Raw genomic sequence first — 2,430 nt, 5'->3', positions numbered from 1 at the left:
GCCCGGGCTGGGACGGCTCCCGCGGCACGCGGGGACGGCAAGGGCCGCGGGCAGGTCCCGGACCCGAGGGCAGGTCCCCGACCCGCCGGGCGGGTTCCGGAGCCGAGGGGCTGGGACGGCTCCTGCGGCACGCGGGTGCGGCAGGGGACGCTGGCAGGTCTCGGAGCGGGTCCCCGAACCGCAGGCGGGGTTCCAGCTTCGGAGGCTCGGAGCGGGGACGGATCTCGCGGCACGCGGGTGCTGCAGGGGCCGCAGGCAGGTCCCGGTGCCGCAGGCGGGGTCCAGAGCCCGGGGCGGCTCCGGAGCCAGGCGGGACCCGGGAACCGGGGGCCCTAGCGGTCCAGGGGGTCGAGGTGGTCGAGGCGGCGGAGGATGACGCCCTCGCGCAGGGCCCAGGGGCAGATCTCGACCCGCTCGACGCCGAAGAGGTCCATGGCCGCCTCGGCGACCAACGCGCCGGCGACCAGCTGACCGGCCCGTCCCTCGGCGACGCCGGGCAGCTCGGCACGCTCCTGCTCGGTCATCGCCGCCAGCTTGGGCACCCAGGCCTCCAGCGCGTCCCGGGTCAGCTCCCGCTGCACGTACAGGCCCTCGGCGGAGCGCGCGGCGCCCGCGAGGCGTGCCAGTTGGCGGAAGGTCTTGGAGGTGGCGACCACGTGATCGGGGCTGCCGAGACGGGTGAACTCCCCCACGCTGCGGGCTATCTCGGTGCGGACGTGACGACGCAGCGCCCGTATCTCCTCGGGTCCCGGCGGGTCGCTCGGCAGCCAGGCGCTGGTGAGCCGGCCCGCGCCGAGGGGCAGCGAGACGGCGGCGTCGGGCTCCTCGTCGATGCCGTAGGCGATCTCCAGCGAGCCGCCGCCGATGTCCAGCACCAGCAGGCGCCCGGCCGACCAGCCGAACCAGCGGCGGGCGGCGAGGAAGGTGAGCTTCGCCTCGTCCTCCCCGGACAGCACCCGCAGGCCCACGCCGGTCTCCCGCCGCACGCGCTCCAGCACCTCGTCGGCGTTGCGGGCCTCGCGCACGGCGGAGGTGGCGAAGGGCAGCAGCGCCTCGACGCCCTTGTCCTCGGCCGCGCGGGCCGCGTCCCGCACCACCCGGATCAGCCGGTCGACGCCCGCGGGGCCTATCGCCCCGTCCTCGTCGTGGAGTTGGGCGAGCCGGAGCTCCTCCTTCACCGAGTGGGCGGGGAGCGGGCACGCGCCGGGATGGGCGTCCACCACCAGCAGGTGGACCGTGTTGGAGCCCACGTCGAGCACACCAAGTCGCATACGGGGAAACGTAACCGGCGCCCGCTCCGGCAATCGTCCGAACTGTGGAGGAGGCGACTGTGAGGAACCCGACGTTTCACGCAGCGCGGGGCCCGTGCGGTCCTGACCACTCCACTTACCCTTGGACGCGTGCCCAAGACGAAGAAGGCGAAGGACCACAAGGCGGCCACGGCCAAGACCTCGAAGCGGACGGCCCTGCCGCTGATCGAGGTGCCCGTCGCCGAGGACGACGAGAAGGGGCTCGACTTCCCGCGCGCGTGGGTGGAGTTCCCCGACCCGGCGGACGACGAACAGGTCTTCCGCTGCGACCTGACGTGGCTGACCTCGCGCTGGAACTGCGTCTTCGGCAGCGGCTGCCACGGCATCCAGGCCGGCCGCGCCGCGGACGGCTGCTGCTCGCTGGGCGCGCACTTCTCCGACGAGGAGGACGAGCAGCGGGTCGCCGGTTTCGTCGAGCGGCTCACCCCGGACATCTGGCAGCACCACGCGGAGGGCGTCCTCGGCGGGTGGATCTCCGAGGACGACGAGGACTCCCGGCAGACCCGGCCCTACAAGGGTTCCTGCATCTTCCAGAACCGCCCCGGCTTCGAGGGCGGCGCGGGCTGCTCGCTGCACATCCTGGCGCTGCGCGAGGGGCGCGAGCCGCTGGAGACGAAGCCCGACGTGTGCTGGCAGCTGCCGGTGCGGCGGACCTTCGAGTGGATCGACCGGCCCGACGACACGCGGGTGCTGCAGGTCTCCATCGGCGAGTACGACCGGCGGGGCTGGGGTCCGGGCGGGCACGACCTGCACTGGTGGTGCACGTCGGCGACGTCGGCGCACGGGGCGGGGGAGCCGGTGTACGTCTCCTACCGGGCCGAGCTCACGGAGCTGATGGGCAAGGCGGGGTACGACCGCCTGGTCGAACTCTGCGAGGCCCGGCTCGCCGCCCCCCTCTTCGCCCCGCACCCGGCGGACCCGGCGGTCTGATCCCGAGGCCCGGCCACCCGAGGCCGGCCGGTCGCGGTCCGACCCGCCCGCCGGTGATCACGACCTGACCCCGGACCGGTGAACCTCACGGGTGACCCGTGCCTGGACTTCGCCCGCCGACCGGGCAGCGGCCGGGCGTGCGGGCCACTACCCGGTCAGCCGGTGGACGGCGGGGCCGTCGGGGCCTCGT

At 74.7% G+C, this 2,430-nt stretch carries 2 protein-coding genes; one reads left to right on the top strand and one right to left on the bottom strand.

The window, feature by feature from the left end; translation table 11 throughout:
• Positions 1-332: 332 nt before the first annotated feature.
• Positions 333-1,271 carry a Ppx/GppA phosphatase family protein gene (locus tag ACOV8S_RS29015; RefSeq protein WP_448321460.1) on the bottom strand — a complete coding sequence of 313 codons (939 nt, stop codon included), beginning with the start codon at positions 1,269-1,271 and terminating at the stop codon, positions 333-335.
• A gap of 129 nt (positions 1,272-1,400) precedes the next feature.
• On the opposite strand from ACOV8S_RS29015, the gene ACOV8S_RS29010 reads away from it, so the two are divergent.
• Positions 1,401-2,240, top strand: coding sequence for a hypothetical protein (locus ACOV8S_RS29010; RefSeq protein WP_448321459.1), 840 nt, complete (start codon positions 1,401-1,403; stop codon positions 2,238-2,240).
• Positions 2,241-2,430 lie beyond the last annotated feature (190 nt).

It is taken from the genome of Streptomyces sp. CO7, from assembly GCF_053474865.1.
This window is presented reverse-complemented; position numbering and strand designations above follow the sequence as displayed.

What these genes read in the sequence shown, in the direction of transcription:
- ACOV8S_RS29015 (WP_448321460.1), bottom strand. Translation starts at nt 1,271, where the DNA reads ATGCGACTTGGTGTGCTCGACGTGGGCTCCAACACGGTCCACCTGCTG.